At 55.8% G+C, this 19,573-nt stretch carries 17 protein-coding genes and 1 pseudogene; 10 read left to right on the top strand and 8 right to left on the bottom strand.

From position 1 onward, the window contains the following. Window positions 1-8 precede the first annotated feature (8 nt). The 4 genes from galE to modE all read right to left on the bottom strand — a co-directional run bounded on the left by galE (window position 9) and on the right by modE (window position 4,658). Window positions 9-1,025 carry a UDP-glucose 4-epimerase GalE gene (galE, locus tag J4685_RS10040; protein WP_001265459.1) on the bottom strand — a complete coding sequence of 339 codons (1,017 nt, stop codon included), beginning with the start codon at window positions 1,023-1,025 and terminating at the stop codon, window positions 9-11. 222 nt (window positions 1,026-1,247) lie between these two features. Next, window positions 1,248-2,156, bottom strand: a complete 909-nt coding sequence (locus J4685_RS10035; protein WP_000885528.1) for a DUF2167 domain-containing protein — start codon at window positions 2,154-2,156, stop codon at window positions 1,248-1,250. A 170-nt stretch (window positions 2,157-2,326) separates the two neighbouring features. Then, window positions 2,327-3,802 carry a molybdate ABC transporter ATP-binding protein ModF gene (gene modF / locus J4685_RS10030; RefSeq protein ID WP_000096937.1) on the bottom strand — a complete coding sequence of 492 codons (1,476 nt, stop codon included), beginning with the start codon at window positions 3,800-3,802 and terminating at the stop codon, window positions 2,327-2,329. A gap of 67 nt (window positions 3,803-3,869) precedes the next feature. Continuing rightward, a complete protein-coding gene (gene modE, locus J4685_RS10025) occupies window positions 3,870-4,658 on the bottom strand; it encodes a molybdenum-dependent transcriptional regulator (protein WP_001147422.1) in 789 nt (262 codons plus the stop codon). Window positions 4,659-4,786: 128 nt separating this feature from the next. On the opposite strand from modE, the gene J4685_RS10020 reads away from it, so the two are divergent. From J4685_RS10020 to modC, 4 genes are all read left to right on the top strand, one after another. Next, window positions 4,787-4,936 carry an AcrZ family multidrug efflux pump-associated protein gene (locus tag J4685_RS10020; RefSeq protein WP_000891513.1) on the top strand — a complete coding sequence of 50 codons (150 nt, stop codon included), beginning with the start codon at window positions 4,787-4,789 and terminating at the stop codon, window positions 4,934-4,936. Between the two features lie 166 nt (window positions 4,937-5,102). After that, window positions 5,103-5,876, top strand: coding sequence for a molybdate ABC transporter substrate-binding protein (gene modA / locus J4685_RS10015; protein WP_000951414.1), 774 nt, complete (start codon window positions 5,103-5,105; stop codon window positions 5,874-5,876). After that, the gene (modB, locus tag J4685_RS10010; RefSeq protein WP_000604026.1) at window positions 5,876-6,565 is read left to right on the top strand and encodes a molybdate ABC transporter permease subunit; all 690 of its coding nucleotides are present in this window, start codon (window positions 5,876-5,878) and stop codon (window positions 6,563-6,565) included. Before modA ends, modB begins: the two co-directional genes overlap by 1 nt. A gap of 2 nt (window positions 6,566-6,567) precedes the next feature. Next, the gene (gene modC, locus J4685_RS10005; protein WP_000891710.1) at window positions 6,568-7,626 is read left to right on the top strand and encodes a molybdenum ABC transporter ATP-binding protein ModC; all 1,059 of its coding nucleotides are present in this window, start codon (window positions 6,568-6,570) and stop codon (window positions 7,624-7,626) included. Here the strand turns inward: modC and J4685_RS10000 are convergent, their stop codons facing one another. Next, window positions 7,627-8,445, bottom strand: coding sequence for a pyridoxal phosphatase (locus tag J4685_RS10000; RefSeq protein WP_011233099.1), 819 nt, complete (start codon window positions 8,443-8,445; stop codon window positions 7,627-7,629). 163 nt (window positions 8,446-8,608) lie between these two features. Between J4685_RS10000 and pgl the strand changes: the two genes are divergently transcribed. Continuing rightward, window positions 8,609-9,604 carry a 6-phosphogluconolactonase gene (gene pgl, locus J4685_RS09995; RefSeq protein ID WP_000815473.1) on the top strand — a complete coding sequence of 332 codons (996 nt, stop codon included), beginning with the start codon at window positions 8,609-8,611 and terminating at the stop codon, window positions 9,602-9,604. A 143-nt stretch (window positions 9,605-9,747) separates the two neighbouring features. Here pgl and J4685_RS09990 read toward each other — a convergent pair whose 3' ends face one another. After that, the gene (locus J4685_RS09990) at window positions 9,748-11,031 is read right to left on the bottom strand and encodes a putative acyl-CoA thioester hydrolase (RefSeq protein WP_001094776.1); all 1,284 of its coding nucleotides are present in this window, start codon (window positions 11,029-11,031) and stop codon (window positions 9,748-9,750) included. A gap of 237 nt (window positions 11,032-11,268) precedes the next feature. Between J4685_RS09990 and hutI the strand changes: the two genes are divergently transcribed. From hutI to hutH, 5 genes and pseudogenes are all read left to right on the top strand, one after another. Next, window positions 11,269-12,492 (top strand): imidazolonepropionase, encoded by a 1,224-nt coding sequence (hutI, locus tag J4685_RS09985; RefSeq protein WP_001249488.1) that lies wholly within the window; start codon window positions 11,269-11,271, stop codon window positions 12,490-12,492. After that, entirely contained in the window at window positions 12,489-13,430 is a 942-nt protein-coding gene (gene hutG / locus J4685_RS09980; RefSeq protein ID WP_000195669.1) for a formimidoylglutamase, read from the top strand. Before hutI ends, hutG begins: the two co-directional genes overlap by 4 nt. Window positions 13,431-13,474: 44 nt before the next feature. Next, window positions 13,475-14,200 (top strand): histidine utilization repressor, encoded by a 726-nt coding sequence (locus J4685_RS09975; protein ID WP_000287408.1) that lies wholly within the window; start codon window positions 13,475-13,477, stop codon window positions 14,198-14,200. A gap of 196 nt (window positions 14,201-14,396) precedes the next feature. Further along, window positions 14,397-16,082, top strand: a pseudogene (gene hutU, locus J4685_RS09970) (urocanate hydratase). A 1-nt stretch (window position 16,083) separates the two neighbouring features. Further along, window positions 16,084-17,604 carry a histidine ammonia-lyase gene (gene hutH / locus J4685_RS09965; protein ID WP_001095234.1) on the top strand — a complete coding sequence of 507 codons (1,521 nt, stop codon included), beginning with the start codon at window positions 16,084-16,086 and terminating at the stop codon, window positions 17,602-17,604. Window positions 17,605-17,688: 84 nt separating this feature from the next. Here the strand turns inward: hutH and J4685_RS09960 are convergent, their stop codons facing one another. After that, window positions 17,689-18,165 (bottom strand): kinase inhibitor, encoded by a 477-nt coding sequence (locus J4685_RS09960; RefSeq protein ID WP_000767406.1) that lies wholly within the window; start codon window positions 18,163-18,165, stop codon window positions 17,689-17,691. A gap of 57 nt (window positions 18,166-18,222) precedes the next feature. Beyond that, window positions 18,223-19,512: an adenosylmethionine--8-amino-7-oxononanoate transaminase gene (gene bioA, locus J4685_RS09955; RefSeq protein ID WP_000205501.1), complete on the bottom strand. Its 1,290-nt coding sequence runs from the start codon at window positions 19,510-19,512 to the stop codon at window positions 18,223-18,225. Between the last annotated feature and the right edge of the window lie 61 nt (window positions 19,513-19,573).

Here is a 19,573-nt window from a genome sequence, read left to right as displayed (position 1 = left end):
CAACGTCCTTAATCTGGGTATCCCTGCGGATGGCGTGACTGCCAGTGCCAGGTGTCCTGCGCCATTTCGTCAAGCGTGCGGGTGACGCGCCAGTTCAGCTCGCGATCGGCTTTGCTGGCATCCGCCCAATACGCCGGGAGATCGCCGTCGCGACGCGGCGCGAAGTGGTAATTAATGGGTTTACCGCAGGCTTTACTAAAGGCGTTGACCACATCCAGGACGCTACTGCCGACACCCGCGCCGAGGTTATAAATATGTACGCCGGATTTGTCCGCCAGTTTTTCCATCGCCACGACGTGCCCGTCGGCTAAGTCCATAACGTGAATGTAATCGCGTACGCCGGTGCCATCCTCGGTCGGGTAATCGTTGCCGAAAACGGCGAGCGATTCGCGACGACCCACGGCGACCTGGGCGATATAGGGCATCAGGTTATTCGGAATACCTTGCGGATCTTCTCCCATGTCGCCCGACGGGTGCGCGCCGGCCGGATTGAAATAACGCAGCAGCGCAATACTCCACTCCGGCTGGGCTTTTTGCAGATCGGTGAGGATCTGTTCTACCATCAATTTACTTTTGCCGTAGGGGCCTTGCGGCGTGCCGGTAGGAAAACTTTCGACGTAAGGAATTTTGGGCTGATCGCCATAAACGGTGGCGGAGGAGCTAAAAATAAGGTTTTTAACGTTGGCCGCACGCATGGCGCTGACCAACCGCAGCGTACCGTTGACGTTGTTGTCATAGTACTCCAGCGGCCTGGCGACCGATTCGCCGACGGCTTTCAGGCCGGCAAAGTGAATCACGGTATCAATCGCGTGATCGTGCAGAATTTCGGTTATAAGCGCTTCGTTGCGAATATCGCCTTCGACAAAGGTCGGGTGCTTACCGCCCAGACGTTCAATAACGGGCAGCACGCTGCGCTTGCTGTTGCAGAGGTTATCGAGGATGACGACGTCATGACCATTTTGCAGCAATTGTACGCAGGTATGACTCCCAATGTAACCGCTACCACCTGTAACCAATACTCTCATAATTCGCTCCGTTAAGCCTATGGTATGGAATAACCATAGCATAACAAAGATGCGAAAAGTGTGACATGTAATAAATTAGTGGAATCGTTTACACACTGGTGATTTTACGCATTTGTATCAATTAAATGATTACAAATCATCTTGTTTGAGAATGCTTCTGCTTTTTATCCGAAAAAGAGGCGCTTTACGCGCCTGGGAATGAAACGGACGGGGCAGGGGCTGTCAGTCTTTTTTACGCGAGAGTAGCTTCCTGGCGAGCGCACCGACGGCAACGACGCCGATAGCGGTCACTTTCCAGAATTTAAGTAACGCGATACCGAGCATAGCAAGCAGTCCTACTTTTTTGGCCGCGATACCGCCAATCAGCGCGGCGAGCCCATACTCCGCTATTTTGTCCGTTGATTCGTTGAAGTCAGCGTAGCGTTGTCCAGAGTTGAACTTGACGGCACTGAGAATTCTTTTCGCCAGCGGGATTTCATGGTCAACAGAACCTCTGTCAGTCACCAGATTTAAAGAAAAATAGCCTTCACGTCCCAGCAGATAGGTGTTGTAGTTCACGCCTTGTTCATTCAGTGGTTCGTTGGTGCCGATATCCTGGATGGCGGCGGACCAGATCAGACGATGATTGGTTGCATCGTAGGTAGGCTTCTCGATCCAGCCAATAATTTCTATCGGCTCAATGCCTTTTGCAATACGATCTTTATTTGCTTCTTTTGTGCCTTTGCGCAGGTTATCCATTAATTCATCGGCATCCCAATTTTTTGCATCATCATCTTTTACATAACCAGAATCATCATATTCGATAGAAATAAATCCATTCATTTCCTTTTTAAATACGAGACCGTAAAAATATTCATCGTCAACATAGTTACCAATTTCACGCATAAATACCGCCGCTTCTTTTGCGGGTATCCAGGTAAATCCTTCCGGCAGATTAAGCGTGGCTTTATCACCTAAACTAATCTTTGTCGGACCCGCAACGGCGGCGCGACTCATGCCTTCAACAGCGACCTCAACGGCGGTTTTACGCGCTTCCTGCGCAGCGGTCGGCTTTTGCTCAGCATAACTGCTGGGGCAAAATAACATGGCTGCCAGTAAAAATAGTATTATTTGTGGAAAACGAAAAGCCATAATGAATCCCTTATATTCACATACGACATCATTGTCGAAAATTTCAGGATTATTATGACAATGAGGCGGTCAGCGATTCAAGAGATAGTAAACTGATCGACCGTTATTATTATTCTTAATAAAAGGAGAGTGGTTCCAGAATGGCGCGCGGCGCCATTCTGATAATACATTTAATTATTGCATCGTCCGGAAACGTACTTATAACGTTCGCCCTCTGGTACAAATTCCAGCCGGTGGGTAATACAGGTAGGCGCATCCTCTGCATGATGGGAAACGAACAGCAGTTGAGTCTCTCCCTGGCGAATTAATACATCCACAAAACGACGTACCAGTTGGCGGTTCAGCGGGTCCAACCCTTGCAGCGGCTCATCCAGAATCAACACTGTCGGATGCTTAACCAGCGCGCGCACGATCAGCGCTAGCCGCTGCTGTCCCCAGGAGAGACTGTGGAAGGGGGCATCCGCCGTACGCTTATCGATTCCCAGAATATCCAGCCACTGTTGCGCCAGTTTTCGTTGCCTGTCTGAAACGGCCTGGTAAATGCCGATAGAATCGAAATAGCCGGAGAGAATGACATTGCGCACCGTGGTACTGACGCGGTAATCCAGATGTAAACTGCTGCTGACGTAGCCGATATGTTTTTTGATATCCCAGATTGTTTCGCCGCTTCCTCGCCGCCGCCCGAACAGCGTGAGATCGTTGCTGTAGCCTTGCGGATGATCGCCAGTAATAAGGCTAAGCAGCGTAGACTTACCCGCCCCGTTAGGACCGACGATCTGCCAGTGTTCGCCTGGATTTACTCGCCAGCTTAGGTGGTGGAGGATAGGGCGATCGTTATACGAGACTACGCCATCGTTAAGTACGATCCGTGGTTCGCCATCGGGCAACGCATGGCGGGCGGAAGGTTCGTCCGGTTCGGGTAATTGTACGTCGGCCAGACGCTCGCTGTGCGCGAGTTGAGCGACCAACGCCCGTTGCAGCAACTCTGCCGTCGTTCCGGTCTCCGCCAGCGTACAGTTGGCAAGCACGCCGGCAAACTGCACGAAGTCCGGGATTTCATCAAAACGGTTGAGTACCAGCGCCAAGGTAATGCCCGCCTGGTTCAACGCCGTCAGGCGTTGCGCCAGTTGGTGACGGGCGGCCACGTCAAGCCCGTCGAACGGTTCATCAAGGATCAATAACTCCGGCTCAGACATCAGCGCCTGACACAGCAGCGCTTTTCGCGTCTCGCCGGTAGAAAGGTATTTAAAACGCCTGTCGAGTAAAGCGGAAATGCCGAACTGCTGCGCCAGCATCGCACAGCGGGCAGGATGGTGAACTTCATCCTGAATAATTTCCGCGGTAGTGCGCCCGGTATCGTCTTCGCCAGGACTGAGCATATCGGTGTTATTACGTTGCCACTCATCGCTGACCAGCTTTTGCAATTGTTCAAAGGACAGACGAGTAATGCGGGTAAACCGACACTGGCGCTCGCCTGTTAATAACGGCAGTTCACCCGCCAGCGCGCGGGCGAGCGCCGACTTCCCGCTCCCGTTAGCCCCAACGAATGCCCAGCTATCGCCCGCATTGAGCGTCAGCGAATCCAGATGAAGTGTTTTTGTATCGCTCAGACGAAACGTGCCTTGCGAAATTTGCAACGATGACATTTTGCATCCCATTTTTTGCAGCGATAAATGACAGGGATACGTCTTTCGGCAACGGATGTCAATGTGCTTAGCACAACGTTGCAATAATCACTCTGTCCGCATTAAACCAGGCAATCACGTCATCGCCTTCCTTTAACGTGGCGGCATCCGCAGTCGGTATCGTGGCGCACAGCGTCTGGCCGTCCGGCAGCGCCATCAACACTTCACACTGTTCCGCGCCGCGCTCGATATGGCTGATCGTTCCCGACAACTGATTGTCAGCGGCGCGTGCAACGGCTGCATCCCGGGTAATGCCAACCCATGGCGCTTTTAGCAGGATCAGCACTTCTTTACCTTCCTCCAGGCCGAGACGCTCGCCGCTTTGCGCCGTCAGCGCGACTTTGAGCCGCGTTTTGCCGTCGGCCAGCAGCACGTCGACATGCTGTTGCACCTGATTGCGATCGCGGGCGGTAATGGTGCCGAACCACTGATTTCGGGCGCTGGTTTGCAGTGAAAAGCGGGAGATAGCGGCCAGCAGACTGTCAAGCGGCAGGGCGTCATCGTCGCTTAACACATCGAATGCTTTTTGCTGAATTTGGCCCAGCAAATCGTAAAGCTGGATCAGACGCTGGCCATAGCGGGTTAATACCGCGCCGCCGCCGCCTTTGCCGCCCGTTGCGCGTTCAACCAGCATATGTTCGCTAAGCTGGTTCATGTCGTTTATCGCATCCCAGGCGCTCTTATAGCTGATTCCCGCGTCTTTCGCGCCCTGACTAATCGAGCCGGAAAGCGCAATGTGTTTCAGCAGAGAGATACGTCGGGGATCGGCAAAAAGCTTTTGCTGAAGTTTCAGGGTAAGAAGGATTTCGGCCTGCATAACCAGCTCCTGGTAAAAAGACTATTGTGACTGAAAAGTGCGTCAGCGCAAAGCCGACCGCACAAAAGGGGAGTGCTTTTCTGTGTGATGCGGTTAAAATACAAAAAGGACTATATCTGGAGTTGCCCATGTTAGAGTTATTAAAAAGTCTGGTATTCGCCGTCATCATGGTACCGGTAGTGATGGCCATCATCCTCGGTCTGATTTACGGTCTGGGTGAGGTGTTCAACATTTTTTCCGGTATCGGTCAGAAAGACCAGTCCAGACAGAACCGCTGATTTCCCCAAACGCCCGCTCAGTCGGGCGTTTTTGTTACTCAAGATCCTGCTTTTCCTGCCGATATTTTCTGTGTTTAATCGTTAATGGGTATGAATAACCGCTGGGAAACCCCTGAGATTATCGTTATATTGTCGTTTACATAACGAAACGCACAAGGAGTTACAGATGGCGCATTCCTGGTTACGCCTGGTCGCAGGGGCGACATTATCTTTCGTCATCGCTGGTCATGCGCTGGCGGATGAAGGCAAGATCACCGTATTTGCCGCCGCGTCGCTAACGAACGCGATGCAAGACATTGCGGCAGAATATAAAAAAGAGAAAAATGTGGATGTGGTCTCCTCATTCGCCTCCTCTTCAACGCTGGCGCGCCAGATAGAAGCGGGCGCGCCGGCGGACCTGTTCATCTCTGCTGATCAGAAATGGATGGATTACGCAGCCGATAAAAAAGCGGTGGATACCACGACGCGCGAAACATTGCTTGGCAATAGCCTGGTAGTGGTAGCGCCGAAAGCCAGCGAGCAGAAACCGTTTACCATCGACAACAAAACGGACTGGATTCATCTGCTGAACGGCGGGCGTCTGGCGGTGGGCGATCCGCAACACGTACCGGCGGGAATTTATGCCAAAGAAGCGCTGCAAAAGCTGGGCGCATGGCAAACGCTTGAACCGAAACTGGCGCCGGGCGAGGATGTGCGCGGCGCGTTGGCGCTGGTCGAACGTAACGAAGCGCCTTTAGGCATTGTATACGGTTCTGATGCGGTCGCCAGCAAGGGGGTCAACGTGGTGGCGACGTTCCCGGAAGATTCACATAAAAAAGTGGAATACCCCATCGCTATCGTGGAGGGGCATAAAAATGCGACCGTCAGCGCGTTCTATGATTACCTGAAAGGACCGCAGGCCTCGGCAATCTTTAAACGTTATGGATTTACGACGAAGTAATGATACTGACCGATCCAGAATGGCAGGCTGTCCTTCTTAGCCTGAAAGTGTCTTCCCTGGCCGTGCTGTTTAGCCTGCCGTTTGGGATCTTTTTTGCCTGGTTACTGGTGCGATGCCGGTTTCCGGGCAAAGCCTTACTTGATAGCGTCCTGCATCTGCCGCTGGTGCTGCCGCCGGTGGTGGTCGGCTATCTGCTGCTGGTGTCGATGGGGCGACGCGGGTTTATTGGCCAGTGGCTGTATGACTGGTTCGGTCTCACGTTTGCCTTTAGCTGGCGCGGCGCCGTGCTGGCGGCGGCGGTGATGTCCTTCCCGCTGATGGTGCGGGCCATTCGGCTGGCGCTGGAGGGGGTGGATATCAAGCTTGAACAGGCCGCCAGAACGCTGGGCGCCGGGCGCTGGCGCGTTTTTCTGACTATCACCTTACCGCTTACCTTGCCGGGTATTATTGTCGGTACGGTGCTGGCGTTTGCCCGTTCGCTTGGCGAATTTGGCGCGACCATTACCTTTGTTTCCAATATTCCGGGCGAAACCCGCACCATACCTTCCGCCATGTATACCTTGATCCAGACGCCGGGCGGGGAGAGCGCGGCGGCGAGGCTGTGCGTGATTTCGATTGTATTAGCGCTGATTTCGCTGTTGATTTCTGAATGGCTGGCGCGGATTAGCCGTGAACGGACGGGGCGCTAACCATGCTGGAGCTTAATTTTTCCCAGACGCTGGGAACGCACTGTTTAACCCTCAACGAAACGCTGCCAGCCAGTGGGATCACGGCTATCTTTGGTGTCTCCGGCGCGGGAAAAACCTCGCTGATTAATGCCATCAGCGGTTTGACTCGCCCGCAAAAAGGACGCATCGCGCTGAATGGCCGGGTGTTGCATGACGCGGAAAACGGTATCTGTTTAACGCCGGAAAAGCGCCGCATCGGTTATGTTTTCCAGGATGCGCGCCTGTTCCCCCATTACAAAGTACGCGGCAATTTGCGCTACGGCATGGCGAAAAGCATGACCGGCCAGTTTGATAAGCTGGTGTCGCTGCTGGGAATTGAAGCGTTGCTTGATCGCCTGCCGGGGAGCCTGTCCGGAGGAGAAAAACAGCGCGTAGCGATAGGCCGGGCATTGCTCACCGCCCCGGAGTTGCTGCTGTTGGACGAACCGTTGGCCTCGCTGGATATCCCGCGAAAACGCGAATTACTGCCGTACCTGCAACGGCTGGCGCGGGAAATCAATATTCCCATGCTGTATGTCAGCCATTCTCTCGATGAAATTCTCCACCTGGCGGATAAAGTCATGGTGCTGGAGGATGGACAGGTTAAAGCGTTTGGCCCGCTGGAGGAGGTCTGGGGAAGCAGCGTTATGCACCCGTGGCTGCCGAAAGAGCAACAGAGCAGTATTCTGAAAGTCAGCGTGCTGGAGCATCACCCGCATTATGCCATGACCGCCCTGGCGCTTGGCGACCAGCACCTGTGGGTAAATAAACTCAATCAGCCGCTGCAATCCACACTGCGTATTCGTATACAGGCGTCGGATGTCTCGCTGGTACTACAGCCGCCGCAGCAGACCAGTATCCGCAACGTATTGCGGGCAAAAGTGGCGAATTGTTATGACGATAACGGGCAGGTGGAAGTTCAGCTTGAGATAGGCGGCAGAACTCTGTGGGCGCGAATAAGCCCGTGGGCCAGGGATGAGCTGAATATCAAGCCTGGCCTGTGGCTTTACGCGCAGGTGAAAAGCGTTTCTATCACCGCCTGACTATAGCAGGTGGGTGTAAATAAATTTGGCGATGCTATCGGTAGTGTTATCGCCGATCACAACGTCAGCGCGCGCTTTCACCGCCTCATCGGCGTTGCCCATCGCAACGCCGGTGCCTGCCGCCTCCAGCATACTGATGTCGTTGTAGTTATCGCCGAAAGCGATCACATTTTTCATTGACCCTCCCTGCGCTTCTATCCACTGGGTAAGGCGCTTGCCTTTACTGTTGCCTTTGCGCGCGATATCCACCTGATCGTGCCATGACCATTCGCACTCCAGGCCAAGCGCCTGTTCAACATGCTGACCGAACCGCTGTAGCTTGGGAATATCTTCATCGGTAAGCGCAAACTTCCACACGGCATTCACGTCGCGCGCCGCCTGCGCCAACGAAGAGACCTGTGCAAAGGTCGGACGTTGCTCCGGCGGCAAGGTCTGCGCCCACCGGGAGGTACGCACGACGTGACCGGTTGGGTGCTCGTAAAGCATAGCGTCATCAACATACATCAGGCCGTGAATCTGATGCTCATCCAGTAAATCAATCAACTGCAACGCCTTATCCACGGGCATAGGATCGGCATCCAGGACAGTTTTAGCTTGATAATCATACAAATAGGTGCCGTTGCAGCAAATAGCAGGTGTTTCCAGCGCCAGCGCCTGATAAAAAGGATGAATAGCAACGTGATGGCGACCCGTGACAATGATAAGTTGAAAGCCCGCCTCTTTAGCGCGTGATAGCGCGTCAAGCGAGGAGGGGAGTAAGGTTTTATGCGGGGTTAATAACGTTCCGTCTAAATCGAGGGCAATCACGCGTGCAGTCATAATTTTTTCCAGATTAAGAGTAATAATTCCGTCTGTCGGCATGGTACACCGGGACGGTAAGCAGACAAAATTCTGCGTCTGAATTCAGCATTCGCCGTCAAAAGCGACTACGTTAAGCTGTGTCCTGTTATTGCAGCTACATGCCATATGCAAAGGAGTATTCATGAAACAAACAGTCTATACCGCCAGCCCTGAGAGTCAGCAAATTCACGTCTGGAGCCTGAACCACGAAGGGACGCTGACGCTGGTGCAGGTCGTGGATGTGCCCGGTCAGGTTCAGCCGATGGTGGTCAGTCCGGATAAACGCTACCTCTATGTCGGCGTGCGCCCGGAGTTTCGTGTCCTGGCGTATCGTATTGCGCCGGATGATGGCGCGCTGACGTTTGCCGCCGAATCCGCCCTGCCGGGTAGCCCGACCCATATTTCTACCGATCATCATGGTCGTTTTGTCTTTGTCGGATCGTATAACGCCGGTAATGTCAGCGTGACGCGCTTACAGGATGGCCTGCCGGTTGAGCTGGTGGATGTGGTGGAGGGGCTGGACGGCTGCCACTCGGCAAATATTACGCCGGATAACCGTACCCTGTGGGTGCCTGCGCTAAAACAGGAGCGCATTTGTCTGTTTACGCTAAGCGATGACGGCCATCTGGTGGCCCAGGAGCCGGCGGAAGTAAATACAGTTGAAGGGGCAGGCCCGCGTCATATGGTCTTCCACCCGAATCGACAATATGCGTATTGCGTCAATGAACTGAACAGTTCGGTGGATGTCTGGCAGCTTAAAAATCCGCATGGCGAGATAGAGTGCGTACAAACCCTGGATATGATGCCCGCCGATTTTTCCGATACCCGCTGGGCGGCGGATATTCATATTACGCCGGATGGACGGCATCTGTATGCCTGTGACCGCACCGCCAGTCTGATTACCGTCTTTAGTGTCTCCGAAGATGGCAGCGTACTGAGCGTTGAAGGCTTCCAGCCGACGGAAGCCCAACCGCGCGGCTTTAATATCGACAATAGCGGAAAATACCTGATTGCTGCGGGTCAAAAATCACATCATATCGCGGTCTATGAAATTACGGGCACTCAGGGGTTGCTGACGGAAAAAGGCCGTTATGCCGTCGGCCAGGGGCCAATGTGGGTTGTGGTGAACGCGTACTAAAGCGCTGTGTGCCGAAGGGCGGCGGGCTGGAGCTCATCAAGGCGGGATGCCTGATTAATTTCAATAAACATCGCTTGCAGTAAAACCACGGGCCGCCACATCTGCTGCGGCGGCCCGTTTATAAGCCTGAACCGGAACGGCGATTACTGCTTAGGTTCCGCCACCACTTTACTGCCTACACCGCGGTTGTTGTATTCCCACATGCGGTTGTAGTTAGTGTCGTTCAGATTACGCTGCACCTCGTCTTTGTCATCCACGGTTCCCGTATTTCCGGCAAACGGACGTTTCGAGATGACCGCGTCGGCCCATGGTTTGGCAACGTTGAAGCCCTCGTTAATCACGCTGTCGCGGATCACGACCTGACCGTTGGTGTTAGCGTCGACATCCAGCGAGCGGCCAAGCTGCGCAACGCCATCGCCGGAGGCGTTAAAGCGGCTGTTGATCGCCAAAAAGCCATAGTAAATATTGGACAGCGTCGCCGGGGCGAAGACGTAGGCTTCCTGCTGTGTGCGGGAGTTGACGACCTGGAAGTTGGTGTTATCGAACACCACGGCGCCGCGTCCGGAAACCATATCCACATCGCCTTCAATATAGCTGTTCGTCACCAGCGTACGCGGCTGACGATCGGTTTGCAGACGGTTCTGCACGCCGCTGTTGGTCACAAAGAAGGTGTTCTGGCGGCCAAGGATATTGACCTTGTTAATCTGGACTTTGTCGCCATCGGTACGCAGCGCCACCGCCGGATGGTTTCCGGCATCGACGCTGTCGCCCAGCGTGTTCTCGATGGTCAGATTTTGTAGCTGCAGACCGTTATTCTGCGACCAGAACGCGGCAGAACACATCACACCGATCGTCGCGGCGTGTTTGCTTTGGCAGTTATCGAACATATACCAGGCGGGTTTACCAGGCATATATTTCCCGCCGGGATTCACCGCGCGGCGCCAGTCAGCGACACTCATTTCACCATCAATCGCCATCCCAATTTTCACATCGATCGGTTTTTCACCGGTCCCGTACAGGGTCAGACTTCCCGGCGCGGCGGGAACATACACGGTCCCCTGATAGTCGCCCGGCATAATAGCAATGTACTGACGTTTGTTCGTGCGTTTAACCATTGCCGCATCGACCGCGGCCTGAATTGAGGTGTGCGTAACGCCTGGCGTACCTGCCGGCCCCACCACAAAGTCAGGCTGTGCGGGCAGGGTAATCGGCGACGGCGACCACGGGGCGGTATTCGGTGTCAGGGAGGCAAAATAGCGCGCCGCAACGAAGTTTTTCGCTTCATTTGCCGACAGAATTGGGCGCGAGGCGGTGCCAGGCGCGGTTTGATCGGAAGGGATCTGATCGGGTGGCGTAGAGCTACAGGCGCTCAGCGTCACGCCAAAAGCCAGTGCCAGCGCCAGACGGGAAACCGATAATGTATTCACAGGTTGCTCCGGGCTTGAAAAAGTTAAATGACATCCATTGAAGCCTGCTTTTTTATACTAAGTTGAACGAAACGGGAAGGCGAAAAGGTAAAAAGTTCCTTTTCAGGCTGGAAACACCTGTAGCATCAGATAGTTTTATCACAATTAAGCAACAACTTTCGCGCTTTGAGTTGACAATCCGGAGCAGAAAGAAAATAAATGTCTATACAACTCATGACAGGCAAGAGAGCGACAGGAATGCGGCAACTTTTACCGGGCGATACTGTCTGGCGAAACATCAGGCTGGCGACAATGGACCCGCAGCGGCAAGCCCCGTATGGGCTGGTGGATAACCAGGCGCTGATTGTACGTGAAGGGCATATTTGCGATATCGTGCCAGAGACGCAGCTTCCTGTCAGCGGGGACAATATCCATGATATGCAGGGACGACTGGTAACCCCGGGACTTATCGATTGCCACACGCATCTGGTGTTTGCCGGTAACCGCGCCGCAGAGTGGGAACAGCGGCTTAACGGCGCGTCATACCAGCATATTAGCGCTCAGGGCGGCGGCATTAACGCGACGGTATCAGCGACCCGCGCCTGTGCGGAAGAGACACTCTACCAGCTTGCGCGCGAACGCATGATGCGCCTTGCCAGCGAAGGCGTTACGCTGCTGGAGATTAAATCCGGCTATGGTCTGGAGCTGGCGACAGAAGAAAAGCTGTTGCGCGTCGCTGCAAAACTTGCCGCCGAAAACGCTATCGACATTAGCCCCACGCTATTGGCCGCTCATGCTACGCCAGCGGAGTATCGTGACGACCCGGACGGCTACATCACTCTGGTCTGCGAGACGATGATTCCGCAGCTCTGGAAAAAAGGGTTATTTGATGCGGTAGACCTCTTTTGCGAGAGCGTCGGTTTTAATGTGGCGCAGAGTGAGCGCGTATTGCAGACGGCGAAGGCGTTAGGTATTCCCGTTAAAGGCCATGTTGAGCAGCTTTCGCTGTTGGGCGGCGCGCAGTTGGTGAGTCGTTATCAGGGTTTATCGGCGGATCATATCGAATATCTTGATGAAGCGGGCGTCGCGGCGATGCGTGACGGCGGTACTGTCGGCGTATTATTGCCCGGCGCGTTTTATTTTCTGCGCGAGACGCAGCACCCGCCGGTAGAACTGCTGCGCCGCTATCAGGTACCTGTCGCCGTCGCCAGCGATTTCAATCCCGGCACCAGCCCGTTTTGCAGTTTGCATCTGGCGATGAATATGGCCTGCGTACAGTTTGGTCTGACGCCGGAAGAGGCATGGGCGGGCGTTACGCGCCATGCCGCTCGCGCGCTGGGAAGACAGGCGACGCATGGGCAGCTCAGGGCCGGCTACCGGGCGGATTTTGTGGTGTGGGATGCTGAACAGCCGGTAGAGATTGTGTATGAGCCGGGGCGTAACCCTTTATATCAGCGGGTATACAGAGGAAAAATCTCATGACGCAATGGTATCCGGCTTCTCCGGCGCTCTGGCAGGGGCGCGATGACAGTATAGAAGCGCCGGATGCGCGGCGTCTGTTTCAGGCCATCACGCGCAGCGAGGCCTTTTCCCCCGAAAACTGGCAGCAAAAGATCGCGTTAATGGGATTTGCCTGCGACGAGGGGGTAAAACGCAATGCAGGTCGTCCCGGCGCGGCAGGCGGCCCGGACGCGTTGCGTAAAGCGCTGGCGAATATGGCCAGCCACCAGGGACATGAACGGCTGGTGGATTTAGGCAATTGGGTTGCGCCGACGCCCGATCTGGAAGGCGCGCAGCAGGCCTTGCGCGATGCGGTAAGCCGCTGTCTGCGGGCCGGGATGCGCACGCTGGTGCTGGGCGGCGGGCATGAAACCGCATTTGGACACGGCGCGGGGGTGCTGGACGCGTTTGCGCAGGAAAGCGTAGGGATCATTAATCTTGATGCGCATCTGGATCTCCGTCAGACCGACCGGGCAACATCCGGGACGCCGTTTCGTCAACTGGCGCAGCTATGCGACGCGCAGAGCCGCGCGTTTCATTATGCCTGTTTCGGCGTGAGCCGTGCGGCGAATACGCAGGCGTTGTGGCGGGAAGCGCAGTGGCGGAATGTTACCGTGGTGGAGGATCTTGACTGCCATGACGCGCTGGCGCAGATGACGCAGTTTATCGACAAGGTGGATAAAATTTATCTGACTATCGATCTTGACGTATTGCCTGTCTGGGAAATGCCGGCCGTCTCCGCTCCCGCGGCGCTGGGCGTGCCGCTGATACAAGTTCTGCGTTTAATTGATCCGGTTTGCCGCAGCGGAAAATTACAGGCGGCGGATCTGGTTGAGTTTAATCCACGCTTTGATGAAGATGGCGCAGCGGCGCGCGTGGCGGCGCGGCTTGGCTGGCAAATCGCGCACTGGTGGCGTTAATCTGTCATCCGGAAAACACTCTCCGCATAAGGAAGGCTTCACGCATGTATTCATCCCGCTCCCGTTCTGCACCTGCGCCTTTTTACGAAACGGTGAAACAGGACATCTGTAAAAAAATAGCCGGCGGCGTCTGGCAGCCGCACGATCGCATTCCGTCGGAAGCAGAACTGGTCGCCCAGTATGGCTTTAGTCGAATGACCATCAACCGGGCGCTGCGTGAGCTGACGGATGAAGGGTGGCTGGTGCGTTTACAGGGCGTGGGGTCGTTTGTCGCCGAACCGAAAGGCCAGTCCGCGCTGTTTGAAGTCCGCAGTATCGCCGAGGAGATTGCCGCCCGCCGCCATCAGCATCGTTGTGAGGTGCTCACGCTGGAGCGCGTGCGGGCAAACGCCATCCAGGCCAGCGCTCTCAACGTCAATGAGAGCGATGTCATTTTCCATTCCATCATGGTGCATTATGAAAACGATCTGCCGGTACAAATTGAAGATCGCAGCGTGAATGCGGATATTGCCGTGGATTACCTGACGCAGGATTACCGTCAGACCACGCCGCACGCTTATTTGTCGCGGAACGCGCCGCTAACGGAAGGGGAACATATTGTGGAGGCGGTGCGCGCCACGGCGCAAGAGTGCGCGTGGTTAACTATCAAAGAGCATGAGCCTTGTCTGCTCATTCGTCGTACGACCTGGTCCGCGTCGCGGATTGTTTCTCACGCCCGTTTACTTTTCCCCGGGTCGCGCTACCGGCTACAGGGACGATTTATCTCCTGAGCGGGCCGCTGCCGGAAAACGTGATTGCTGACACAATATAACAAAATTGTATCATTTTTGTTAATTCTATTCTTGTGCTTACTTGTATAGATAAGTATATGTCTGATTCTTATCTGTGGGTCTGCGGCGGTGCCTGATAGTGGCGTTTTAGCGTTATTTGGCGATGGCAGACCGATAATAATGAGGAGTCATTGCTATGCCTGAAAGCAAGTATCGTCAGCAGACTATCCGCGCGCCCAGAGGCACGGTATTAACGGCGAAAAGCTGGCTGACAGAAGCCCCGCTGCGGATGTTAATGAATAATCTCGATCCTGACGTGGCGGAAAATCCGCATGAGCTGGTGGTCTACGGCGGGATTGGTCGCGCCGCGCGCAACTGGGAATGCTATGACGCTATTGTTGATGCGCTCACCCGGCTGGAGGCGGACGAAACGTTGCTTATTCAGTCTGGCAAACCGGTCGGCGTATTTAAAACGCACGACAACGCGCCGCGGGTATTAATCGCCAACTCCAACCTGGTTCCCCACTGGGCGACATGAGAACACTTTAACGAACTGGATGCGAAAGGGCTGGCGATGTACGGTCAAATGACGGCCGGAAGCTGGATCTATATCGGCAGTCAGGGAATCGTGCAGGGAACATACGAAACCTTTGTCGAGGCGGGGCGTCAGCACTATAACGGCACGCTGGCGGGACGCTGGGTGCTGACCGCCGGGCTGGGCGGCATGGGCGGCGCGCAACCGCTAGCCGCGACGCTGGCCGGAGCGTGTTCGCTGACGATTGAATGCCAGCAAAGCCGTATCGATTTTCGTCTGCGTACTCGCTACGTGGATGAGCAGGCCGCCACGCTGGATGACGCGCTGGCCCGCATTACGCGCTACACCCGCGAGGGGAAAGCCGTGTCCGTCGCCCTGTGCGCGAACGCGGCGGATATCCTGCCGGAACTGGTTAATCGCGGCGTGCGCCCGGACCTGGTGACCGATCAGACCAGCGCCCACGATCCGCTACATGGCTATTTGCCCTCCGGCTGGTGCTGGGAGGAGTATCAGAAAAACGCGCAATCCGATCCCCACGGGACGATGCAGGCAGCGAAACGTTCCATGGCGGTGCATGTTCGGGCGATGCTGGCGTTCAGTCAAATGGGCGTGCCGACCTTTGACTATGGCAACAATATTCGCCAGATGGCGAAAGAGATGGGGGTGGAAAACGCCTTTGATTTTCCGGGATTTGTGCCAGCCTATATTCGTCCGCTGTTCTGTCGTGGCATCGGGCCGTTTCGCTGGGTGGCGCTGTCCGGCGATCCGCAGGATATCTATAAAACCGATGCCAAAGTCAAAGAGATAGTGGCTGAGGATAAACATCTGCATCACTGGCTGGATATGGCGCGTGAGCGCATTCATTTTCAGGGGCTACCGGCGCGTATCTGCTGGGTAGGCCTGGAGTGGCGGCAAAAACTGGGGCTGGCGTTCAACGAAATGGTGCGTTGCGGCGAGGTATCCGCGCCCATTGTGATTGGCCGCGATCACCTGGATTCCGGTTCTGTCGCCAGCCCTAACCGTGAAACCGAAGCGATGCGCGACGGTTCCGACGCGGTTTCCGACTGGCCGCTGTTAAATGCGTTGCTGAATACCACCAGCGGGGCGACATGGGTATCGCTCCATCATGGCGGCGGGGTGGGGATGGGTTTTTCGCAACACGCCGGTATGGTGATTGTCTGTGATGGCACTGACGAGGCCGCCGCGCGTATTCGCCGCGTGTTACACAACGATCCGGCGACGGGCGTCATGCGTCATGCCGATGCCGGATATGATCTCGCGGTGGAATGCGCTGTTGAGCAAGGTCTGAATTTACCGATGGTTGCGGCGACGCAGGGGAAAGGCTGATATGAACACCATGACACTCACTCCGGGGCAGTTAAGCCTCTCTCAACTGTACGATGTCTGGCGTCATCCGGTACAGCTTCGGCTGGACGCCAGCGCCATTGACGGCATTAACGCCAGTGTCGCGTGCGTCAATGATATTGTTGCCGAAGGGCGTACCGCCTACGGCATCAACACCGGTTTCGGCCTGCTGGCGCAGACGCGCATCGCTGATGAAGACTTGCAAAATCTACAGCGATCGTTGGTGCTGTCTCACGCCGCGGGCGTAGGCGACCCACTGGATGACGCGATGGTGCGTCTGATCATGGTATTGAAAATCAATAGCCTGGCGCGCGGGTTTTCCGGGATTCGGTTGAGCGTGATAGAGGCGCTCATCGCTCTGGTGAATGCCGGCGTGTATCCGCTGATTCCGGCAAAAGGGTCGGTTGGCGCGTCAGGCGACTTAGCGCCTCTGGCGCATCTGTCGCTGACGCTACTTGGCGAAGGAAAAGCGCGCTGGCAGGGCGAATGGCTTCCGGCGCAGGCGGCGCTAAAAAAGGCCGGACTGGAACCTGTCGCGCTGGCGGCCAAAGAGGGGCTAGCGCTGCTTAACGGCACCCAGGCGTCGACGGCCTTCGCGCTGCGCGGTTTGTTTGAGGCACAGGAATTATTTGCCTCCGCCGTCGTCTGCGGCGCGCTGACTACCGAAGCCGTACTGGGATCGCGCCGTCCTTTTGATGCGCGCATTCATGCCGCGCGCGGACAACAGGGGCAAATTGACGCCGCGCGGTTGTTCCGGCATCTGTTGACCGATACCAGTGCTATTGCTGAATCACATCACCACTGTCATAAAGTTCAGGACCCGTATTCCCTTCGCTGCCAGCCGCAGGTAATGGGCGCTTGTCTGACCCAGTTACGTCAGACGAAAGAGGTACTGCTGGCTGAGGCCAACGCGGTATCCGATAATCCGCTGGTCTTTGCCGATGCGGGGGAGGTGATCTCCGGCGGTAACTTCCATGCTGAACCGGTTGCCATGGCGGCGGATAATCTGGCGCTGGCGATAGCGGAAATCGGCGCGCTATCGGAGCGGCGCATCGCGCTGATGATGGATAAACATATGTCGCAGTTACCGCCGTTCCTGGTAAAAAATGGCGGCGTTAATTCCGGTTTTATGATTGCCCAGGTCACCGCCGCGGCGCTCGCCAGCGAGAATAAAGCGCTGGCGCACCCGCACAGCGTGGATAGCCTGCCGACCTCGGCGAATCAGGAAGATCATGTCTCAATGGCCCCGGCGGCAGGGCGGCGACTCTGGGAAATGGCGGCGAATACCCGCGGCATCATTGCCGTGGAGTGGCTGGCTGCCTGTCAGGGGATAGATTTACGGGAAGGGTTAACCTCCAGCCCGTTACTGGAACAGGCGCGGCAGACACTGCGCGAGCGGGTGGCGCACTATACGCAGGATCGTTTTTTCGCGCCCGATATTGAGTGTGCGACGACGCTGCTGGCGCAAGGCGCGTTACAGCGTCTGCTGCCGGACTTTATGTGAATGCTGCCGGATGGCGCGGCGCGTATTCGGCTTACCCAACCCGTTGGCAGGGTAAGACGTTTACGCCGCCATCCGGCACAGCGTTTAACTGAACATCGCCGTGATCGAGGCGCTGGCGAGCGAATGGAAATGCACGTTAAAGCCGACCATCGCGCCGCTGGCGTCTTTATCAACGTCAAGACGCTCGACGTCCAGCGCGTGAACCGTAAAGATATAGCGGTGCGTTTCCCCTTTAGGCGGCGCCGCGCCGCCGTAGCCCGCTTTACCGAAATCGGTACGCGTCTGAATGACGCCGTCTGGTACGGCCACCAGGCCTGAGCCGAACCCCTGGGTCAGTACGCGCGTATCCGCCGGGAGGTTCACCACCACCCAATGCCACCAGCCGGAGCCGGTCGGCGCGTCGGGATCGTAACAGGTCACGACAAAACTTTTGGTGCCCATCGGCACGTCGTCCCAGGCCAGATGCGGCGAAATATTATCGCCATCATAGCCCATACCGTTAAAAACGTGGCGATGAGGAAGTTTATCTCCATCGCGCAAATCGTTGCTGATAAGTTTCATGCGCTCTCCTTTTGACTCACCAGAAGTGTAGCCAGAAGCAGCATCGCTTACCGCTGATTAATGGCTAAAAAATGTTTCATTGTGTACCGCGTCATTGACCGCCTGGGTCAAACGGCGCAGTTGATCCGGACGAATAATGTAGGGCGGCATCAGGTAGATTAGCTTGCCGAACGGCCTGATCCAGACGCCTTGCCCGACGAAGAAGCGTTGAAGCGCCGCCATATTGACCGTGTGCGTGGTTTCAACCACCCCAATCGCGCCCAACACCCGCACATCCGCCACCCAGGGCGAACTTTGCGCGGGGGCTAACTCAGCGCGTAACTGAGACTCGATAGACGCCACCTGCTGACGCCATTCGCCGCTTTCCAGCAGCGTCAGGCTGGCGCAAGCGACGGCGCAGGCCAGCGGATTCCCCATAAACGTCGGGCCATGCATAAAACACCCCGCCTCGCCGTTGCTAATAGTCTCTGCAACCTGGCGTGTCGTGAGCGTTGCCGAGAGGGTCATGGTGCCGCCGGTTAAGGCTTTGCCGAGACACAGAATATCCGGCGCGATCCCGGCGTGCTCGCAGGCGAACAGTTTGCCGGTACGGCCAAACCCGGTGGCTATTTCATCGGCAATCAGCAGAATGCCTTCGCGATCGCACATGTTACGAATACGCCTGAGCCATTGTGGATGATATATGCGCATCTCGCCCGCGCCCTGAACGATAGGTTCCAGAATCACGGCGGCTATTTCATGGCGATGCGCGGCCATCAGGCGGGCAAATGGCGCGATGTCGCTTTCATCCCATTCGCCATCCATCCGGCTTTGCGGCGCCGGCGCGAACAGATTTTCCGGCAGATAGCCTTTCCACAAGCTGTGCATGGAGTTATCCGGATCGCACACCGACATCGCGCCGAACGTGTCGCCATGATAACCGTGGCGAAACGTCAGAAAACGCTGACGCGATTCGCCCCGCGCCTGCCAGTATTGCAGCGCCATCTTCATGGCCACTTCTACCGACACCGAACCAGAGTCGGCCAGAAAGACACACTCCAGCGGCTCAGGCGTTATCGCGACCAGCTTACGGCACAGATTCACCGCAGGTTGATGGGTTATGCCGCCGAACATGACATGCGACATGGCGTCAATTTGCGCTTTCATCGCCGCGTTCAATTGCGGGTGGTTATAACCATGAATGGCCGCCCACCAGGAGGACATCCCCTCAATCAGGCGTTCGCCCGAGGCGAGAACCAGCTCGCAGCCTTCGGCCCGCTCAACGGGATATACCGGCAGCGGCGAGGTCATGGAAGTGTAAGGATGCCAAATATGGCGTTTATCGAAGGCCAGATCGTCCGTTGTCATAATCGACTTGTAAACCAAATTAAAAAGATTTAGGTTTACGAGTCTACACCATATCAAAAAC

Source organism: Salmonella sp. 32100201201700099SM, assembly GCF_017572645.1.
GTDB lineage: Bacteria > Pseudomonadota > Gammaproteobacteria > Enterobacterales > Enterobacteriaceae > Salmonella > Salmonella enterica.
Note: the sequence above shows the minus strand (reverse complement) of the source record. Positions and strands in the feature narration are given on the sequence as shown.